Source organism: Kitasatospora sp. NPDC057512, assembly GCF_042802135.1.
Taxonomy (GTDB): Bacteria; Actinomycetota; Actinomycetes; order Streptomycetales; family Streptomycetaceae; genus Kitasatospora.
In genome coordinates, this window is sequence record NZ_JBHVET010000445.1 from 1 (window position 1) to 7,169 (window position 7,169).

A 7,169-nucleotide genomic window follows, 5' to 3' on the forward strand; every position below is an offset into this window, starting at 1 on the left:
GGCGACGAAGCGTTCGGCGGTCAGGCCGGGCCGGTTGAGGTAGCCGCGGGCCAGGCCGGCCCCGGCGAGGTACAGCTCGCCGGGGACGCCGGGCGGCACGGGGCGCAGCCAGGCGTCCAGGACGTAGCCGCGCATGTTGTCCAGCGGGCCGCCGATCGGCACCCGGGGGCCGTCGAGGTCGGCGGGGGCGAGCGGGTGGTGGGTGGCGAAGGTGGTGGTCTCGGTGGGCCCGTAGACGTGGGCGAGCAGCAGGTCGGGGCAGGCGTCCAGGACGCGCCGCAGCAGGGTGCCGGAGGCGGCCTCGCCGCCGGTGCAGACAACGCGCAGGGCGGCGAAGGTCTCCGGGGCCTGTTCGGCGACGAGGTCGAACAGGGCCTTGGTGAGGAAGACGGCGGTGACGCCGTGGCGGACGGTGACGGCGTGCAGGGCGGTGGCGTCGAGGGCGCCGGGCGGGGCGACCACGACGGTGCCGCCGGCCAGCAGGGGCGTCCAGATCTCGTGGGTGGCGGCGTCGAAGGCGTGCGGGGAGTGCAGCAGGACGCGCTGGTGGCGGTCGTCCCGCCAGCGCCGGTCGGCGGCGAGGTCGACGACGTCGCGGTGGCGCACGGCCACGCCCTTGGGGCGGCCGGTGGAGCCGGAGGTGTACATCACGTAGGCGAGCTGGTCCGGGTGGACGGGCAGGCCGGGGCGGTGGTCGGGGGCGCCGGCCTCGTCGCCGGGGCGGACCACGGCGGCGCCGTGCGGGAAGCCGGGGTCGGCGCGGTCGGTGAGCAGGACGGGGGCGCCGGTGTCGGCGAGCACGTCGGCCATCCGCTCGGGCGGCAGGCCGGGGTGCATGGGGACGTAGCAGCCGCCGGCCTTGAGGACGGCGAGGGTGGCGACGACGACGTCGGCGGAGCGCTCCATCAGCATCGCGACGGGGGTCTCGGGGCCGACGCCGAGGGCGGTCAGGTGGTGGGCGAGGCGGTTGGCGCGGGCGTCGAGGGCGGCGTAGTCGAGGGTGCCGCCGTCGTGGACGAGGGCGGTGGCGTGCGGGGTGCGGTCGGCCTGGCGCTCGAAGGACTCGGCGAGGGTGCCGCCCCACCGGGGGGCGTCGGTGGCGTTCCACTCGGTGAGGACGCGGGTGCGCTCCTCGGGGGCGAGCAGTTCCAGGGTGCCGATGGGCGCGTGGGGGTCGGCGGCGGCGCCGGCCAGCAGCCGGCCGAGCCGCTCGGCGAGGGCGGTGACGGTGGCGCGGTCGTAGAGGTCGGCGGCGTACTCGATGGAGCCGGTGAGCCCGGCGGGGGCGCCGTCGGGGCCGTGCTGTTCAGCGATGCCGATGTTGAGGTCGAACTTGGCGACCCGCAGGCCGATCGGTTCGGGGGCGGACTCCAGCCCGGGCAGGGCGAGTTCGGCGTCCTGGCCGTGGTTCTGGAGCACCAGCAGGGTCTGGAACAGCGGGTGGCGGCCGAGTGCGCGGGGCGGGTTGAGCTCCTCGACGAGGCGCTCGAAGGGCAGCTCCTGGTGGGCGAAGGCGCCGAGTTGGGCCTCCCGGACCCGGCCGAGCAGCTCGGCGAAGCCCGGGTCGCCGGACGTGTCCGCCCTCAGGACCAGGGAGTTGACGAAGAAGCCGACCAGGTCGTCCAGGGCCTCGTCGGAGCGCCCGGCGAGGCCGGTGCCGAGCGGGATGTCGGTGCCGGCGCCGAGCCGGGTGAACAGGGCGGCCAGGCCGGCCTGGAGGACGGTGAACAGGGTGGTGCGGTGGGTGCGGGCGAGGTCGAGCAGGGCGGTGTGCAGGCCGGCGTCCCAGGCGAGGTCGACGGAGTCGGCGGCGCCGGTGGGGGCGGGCGGCCGGGGGCGGTCGGCCGGCAGTTCCAGCTCCTCCGGGAGCCCGGCCAACGCCTCACGCCAGTAGGCGAGTTGGCTGGCGAGCAGGCTCTCGGTGTCGTGCTCGTCGCCGAGCAGGTCGCGCTGCCAGAGCGCGTAGTCGGCGTACTGGATCGGCAGCGGCTCCCAGTCGGGGGCGCCGCCGGCCAGCCGGGCCCGGTAGGCCTCGGCGAGGTCGCGCAGCAGCGGGCCGAGCGACCAGCCGTCGCCGGCGATGTGGTGGAGCACGACGAGCAGCACGTGCTCGGTCGGGGAGAGGGTGAACACCGTGACCCGGATGGGCAGTTCGCAGCTCAGGTCGAAGGTCTCGGCGGCGGCGGCGTCCCGGCGGGCCGGGTAGTCCTCCGGTGCGCAGTCCTCGGCCAGGAAGCGCGGACGCGCCTCCTCGGCCGGCAGGATCCGCTGCACCGGGACTCCCCCGGCCACCGGGAACACCGTGCGCAGGGCCTCGTGCCGGGCGACCACGTCCGCCGTCGCGGCACGCAGCGCGGCGGTGTCGAGCGCGCCGCGCAGGCGCAGGGCGAACGGCAGGTTGTACAGCGCGGTCGGCCCCTCGATCTGGTCGATCAGCCAGAGCCGCTGTTGGGCGTACGAAACCGGGATCACGGTGCTTCCTCTACTCGGGTCTACTGACGGCACGGGCTGGTCGAGGGGACGGGCGGTGGTCAGACGGTGAGCCCCGCGGTGGGCCGGCAGTCCTGGAGTTCCAGGGGCTGCCCCATCGAGACGGCGATCTTGCGCCCGCCCCGGTACGGGTCCCGGCCGTGGGCGCAGAGCACGTTGTCGACCAGCATCACGTCGCCGACCTGCCAGCGCTCCCGCACGGTGGCGGCGTGGTAGGCCTCGTTGAGGGCGTCGACGTCGGCGCGCTCCAGCGGCTCGCCGTCGCCGAAGCCGGTGTTGAACGGCAGTCCGTCCGGCCCGAACTCCTCGGTCATCGCCTCCCGGATGTCCGGGTCGAGCGACCACGCGTTCCAGAAGGCGAGGTGGTTGAACCAGACCTGCTCGTCGGTCCGCGGGTGGCGGATGGTGCCGGGGCGCACCTGGGTGGTGCGCAGGTTGCCGTCCGCCAGCCACTCGCAGCTGATGCCGTTCTCCTTGCAGTAGGCCTCGACCTCGGAGCGGTCCTCGGTGGCGAAGGCGGTGCGCCAGCCGAGCGAGATGTAGTCCGAGTAGTTGCGGGTGAGCGTCCAGCCGCTGGTCCGCATCCGCTCCACCAGGTGGTCGGGCAGCTGCGCGAGCACCTGGCGGCAGTCGGCGGTGGGGGTGGCCCCGCCCTCGTCGGGCGCGGTCAGGCAGGCGAAGAGCAGCCGGCCCGGGAAGGTCAGGGTGTAGCTGTTCTCGTTGTGCATCCGGATCGGCTGGACCGGCGGCAGGTCGGTGGAGGAGTAGACGCCGTTGCCGTAGTCGCTGCGCGGGGTGGCCTTCTCCCGGTAGGGGGTGCGCTCGGGGATGAGGACGTCGCGCACGGCGGCGACGTCCTCGGTGCCGGCGACCGGCAGGCCGCGCAGGAAGATGGTGCCGTACCGGTGCAGGGCGTCGGTGAGCGCGCTCTCGTTCTCGCGCAGCCACTCGCAGGCCTCGCCCATGTCCGCGGTGCGCGGCGCGTGCGCGAGGGCCGGGCGGCCGGGGTTCAGTTCCCAGGTCGGCATGGCGGCGGTCACCGGCCGGTGGGGGCGGCGAGGGCGGCGACCAGGCTGGCGGGCCTGATGTCGGTCCAGTTGGCCTCGATGTAGTCGAGGCAGCCCTGGCGGGTGTCCTCGCCGTGGACGGTCGTCCAGCCGGCCGGCACGTCGATCCAGACCGGCCACAGCGAGTGCTGGTTCTCGTCGTTGGCCAGGACCAGGTAGCCGGCGCTGTCGTCCTCGAACGGGTTGCTCATGGTGTCCTCTTCGGTCGCTTCGAAGCTCGGTTCGCTTCGCTCGGGTTGCTTCGAAGGTAGGGGCGGGCCGCGGGGCGGAAGGGCAGGAGTCGCGGCAGGAACGCGGCAGTTGGGCCCTGCCGCCTGCCGCCCCGTCGGCCGGTCCGTCGACCGGCTCGGCGCCCGGCGGTTCAGCGCGGGGTGAGGCGGACCGGGAATCGGTCCAGACCGAAGTTGATGATCGAGCGGTTGTGGACGACCGGCCCGGTCTGCTCGATCACGGCGACGCGCTCCAGCAGCGCCGTGAACAGGCCGCCGAGTTCGGCCTTGGCCAGCGGCGCGCCGACGCAGTAGTGGGCGCCGAGGCCGAGCGCGAGGTGCTTGTTGGGGGCACGGTCGAGCAGGATCTCCTCGGGCCGGTCGAAGGCCTCCGGGTCCCGGTTGGCGGACCAGACCCAGACCGCGACCCGGTCGCCGCGCCGGATGGTGCGGCCGTCGAGCTCGGTGTCCCGGCTCGCGGTGCGCAGGGTGTGCAGTCCGACCGAGGTCCAGCGCAGGAGTTCGTCCAGCGCCGAGTCCATGCCGACCTCGCCGCGCTGCAGCCTCCGCCACAGCTCGGGGTGCCGGACCAGGGTGTACAGGCCCATCGCGGCGGTGTGGCGGACGGTCTGGACACCGCCGACCACGATGTTGTCCAGGTTGAGGACGACGTCCTCGATCGGCAGCAGCCTCCCGCCGACCCGGTAGGTGGCCATCATGCTGATCAGGTCGTCGCGCGGGTCGCTGCGCCGCAGCATCACCTGGTGCAGCAGGTACGGGATGAGCTGCTGGTGGCCGGCCCGGCGCTCCTCGGGGGTGCGGCCGAGGAACGCGACGTCGCAGACCCGCTCGACCATCTCGCGGTCGCCCTCGGGGACGTCCAGCAGGTCGCACATGACGGACAGCGGCAGCGCGGAGACCGCGTCGACGAGGTCCACCTCGCCCAGGTCGACGGCCCGGTCGACGATCGAGGCGGCGAGTCCGGCGATGCCCCGGGCGGCCCCGCGTACGGCGCCCGGCGAGAAGAACGGGTTGGCGGGGGCGCGCAGTTCGCGGTGCCGGGGCGGGTCGGTGAGGGCCATCATCCGGCCGGAGCCGACCGGGACGTTGCCCTCGCCGGCGCCGAGCAGCGAGCCCTGCTCGGAGCTGTAGACGGCGGCGTTGCGCAGCACCTCGGCGGAGTGCCGGTAGGAGAGCACCGACCAGACGGGCCCGTCGTCCACGGTGTCGGTGCGGTGGACGGCGGACTCCCGGCGCAGCTCCGCGACCAGCGCGGGGGTGTCGGGCCGGGCCCAGAGGTCGGGGTCGGTGAGGTCGACCGCGGTGGTGGTGGGCATCAGTGCTCCGTCCGGGACAGGTGCGCGGCGCCGGGCCGCGCGATGAGGGAGGTCAGCAGGTCGACCGGGCCGGGCCCGTCGACGGTGGCGAGCAGGTGACCGCCGGGGACGACGTGGTGGCCGGAGCCGCCGCGGGTGTGGGCGGCCCAGCCTTCGAGGCCGCCGACGGCCAGGAGCGGGTCCTCGACGCCGACGACGGTGTGCAGGGCGGCGCCGATCGGCGGGTGCGGGCGGGGCCGGTAGGTGTCGACCACGTCCAGGTCGGTGCGGATGCCGCGCAGCGCGTGCTCCTTCAACTCGGCCTCGCCTTCGACCAGTTCACCCATTCCGGCGAGGCGCAGCAGCTCGTCGGCGGTGTACCGGGGGCGGTCCGACCCGGCCCAGGCGGCGGGCGGCGAGGCGGAGGCGGCGACGACCAGTTCGGGCCGCCGCTCGGCCGGCAGCGCCCGGGCGACCTCGTAGCCGAGCAGGGCGCCGAAGCTCTGCCCGTAGAAGCCGAACCGCCCGGTCAGGTGCGGGCCGAGGGCCTCCAGGACGGCGTCGACCAGCAGGTCGAAGCTGGCGGGCATCGGGTGGCCGAGCCGGCCGCCGCGGGCCGGCGGGCGCAGCGCCCAGACCTCGGCCACCGGGGCGAGGGCGCGGGCCAGCGGGGTGTAGGCGGTGGCGTCGCCCCCGGCGTGCGGGAAGCAGAACAGCCGGTACGGGCGGTGCGGTTGGGGCACGGGGACGAACAGCCAGTCCCCTTCGACGCGGGGCCGCACCCGCAGGGCGGTGGTCATGCGCCGGCCGCCCGGGCGCGGGCGGTCAGGGCGGGCCGGGGGGCGGCGGTGCCGGCCGCGACGGCCCGCTCGACGGTGGCGGTGAAGGCGGCCAGGTCGGCCGAGTCGAGCAGGTGGCGCAGCTGGAGCTCGATGCCGAGGCGGCGGCGCAGCAGGTGGACGACCCGCAGCGCGGCGATGGAGTGGCCGCCGAGCGAGAAGAAGTCGTCGGTGGGCCGGACGCCGGTGACGCCGAGCACGGTGCCCCAGACCTCGGCGACCTGCTCGGTCAGTCCGCCGCCCGACTCCACGGAAGCGGCGGAGGCCGCGGGGGCGGGCAGCGCCGCCAGGTCGACCTTGCCGTTCGGGGTGAGCGGCAGGGCGTCCAGCACGGTGATCACCGAGGGCACCAGGTGGGCGGGCACGGTGGCCCGCAGCCGCTCGGTCAGCTCGGCGGCGGTGACGGCGCCGGTGACGTAGCCGGCCAGCCGGCGGTCGCCGGGGGCGGGCTCGTGGACGGTGACGGCGGCGGCCCGGACGCCCGCCAGCCCGGCCAGGGCGTGCTCGACCTCGCCGAGCTCGACCCGGTAGCCGCGCAGCTTGACCTGGCGGTCCACCCGGCCGACGTACTCCAGCCGGCCGCCCTCGCCGCGCCGGGCCTGGTCCCCGGTGCGGTACATCCTCTCCCCCGCCGCGGTCGGGTCGGCGACGAAGCGTTCGGCGGTCAGTCCGGGCCGGCCGAGGTAGCCGTGGGCGAGGCCGGGCCCGGCCAGGTACAGCTCGCCGACGACGCCGTCGGGGACGGGGGCGAGCTTCTCGTCCAGCAGGTGCAGGCGCACCCCGGGCAGCGGCTCGCCCAGGTGCGGTCCGGGGCCGCTGACCGGCGCGGTGACGGCGTCGACGGTGCACTCGGTGGGCCCGTACAGGTTGAGCGCGTCGATGCCGCCGTCGGCCAGCTCGCGCCAGGTGCGCTCGGGGACGGCCTCGCCGCCCATGAACAGCCGCGGCACCCGGGCGCCGGCCAGCGGCTCGCGCAGCAGCTCCCAGTGCGAGGGGGTCAGGTCGAGGTCGGTGACGGCGTGCTCGGCCAGCAGGGCGGCCACCCGGGCCGGGTCGGCGCGGTGCTCCTCGCCGATGACCAGGACGGTGTCGCCGCGGCAGATCCGGGCCCACTGCTGGACGGAGGCGTCGAAGGAGACGCTGGCGTTCCAGCCGACCACGCCGGGCTCGGGGCGGTAGGCGCCGCTCGCCTCCAGGGCCGCCACCAGGGCGGCGACGGCGCCGCGCGGCACCTCGACGCCCTTGGGG

At 75.6% G+C, this 7,169-nt stretch carries 6 protein-coding genes; all 6 read right to left on the reverse strand.

Translation table 11 applies throughout. The features are described from left to right. Positions 1–2,472, reverse strand: a 2,472-nt coding sequence (locus ACFU6K_RS25630) for an amino acid adenylation domain-containing protein (RefSeq protein ID WP_380666767.1), incomplete at its 3' end; no start/stop codon positions are given. Between the two features lie 59 nt (positions 2,473–2,531). Continuing rightward, positions 2,532–3,518: a TauD/TfdA family dioxygenase gene (locus ACFU6K_RS25635; protein WP_380666769.1), complete on the reverse strand. Its 987-nt coding sequence runs from the start codon at positions 3,516–3,518 to the stop codon at positions 2,532–2,534. A gap of 8 nt (positions 3,519–3,526) precedes the next feature. Beyond that, entirely contained in the window at positions 3,527–3,748 is a 222-nt protein-coding gene (locus ACFU6K_RS25640) for an MbtH family protein (protein ID WP_380666771.1), read from the reverse strand. 170 nt (positions 3,749–3,918) lie between these two features. Beyond that, on the reverse strand, positions 3,919–5,103 hold the full coding sequence (locus ACFU6K_RS25645) for a cytochrome P450 (RefSeq protein ID WP_380666773.1): 1,185 nt from the start codon (positions 5,101–5,103) through the stop codon (positions 3,919–3,921). Further along, positions 5,103–5,882, reverse strand: coding sequence for a thioesterase II family protein (locus tag ACFU6K_RS25650; RefSeq protein WP_380666775.1), 780 nt, complete (start codon positions 5,880–5,882; stop codon positions 5,103–5,105). The genes ACFU6K_RS25645 and ACFU6K_RS25650 overlap by 1 nt, the downstream gene beginning before the upstream one ends. Next, positions 5,879–7,169 (reverse strand): non-ribosomal peptide synthetase (locus ACFU6K_RS25655; protein ID WP_380666777.1); only part of this gene is annotated, 1,291 nt, incomplete at its 5' end. The genes ACFU6K_RS25650 and ACFU6K_RS25655, both read right to left, overlap by 4 nt.

Excerpts from the sequence above, each read along its gene's own strand:
- ACFU6K_RS25635 (WP_380666769.1), bottom strand. The coding sequence starts at position 3,518 with ATGCCGACCTGGGAACTGAACCCCGGCCGCCCGGCCCTCGCGCACGCG.
- ACFU6K_RS25640 (WP_380666771.1), bottom strand. The coding sequence starts at position 3,748 with ATGAGCAACCCGTTCGAGGACGACAGCGCCGGCTACCTGGTCCTGGCC.
- ACFU6K_RS25645 (WP_380666773.1), bottom strand. The coding sequence starts at position 5,103 with ATGCCCACCACCACCGCGGTCGACCTCACCGACCCCGACCTCTGGGCC.
- ACFU6K_RS25650 (WP_380666775.1), bottom strand. The coding sequence starts at position 5,882 with ATGACCACCGCCCTGCGGGTGCGGCCCCGCGTCGAAGGGGACTGGCTG.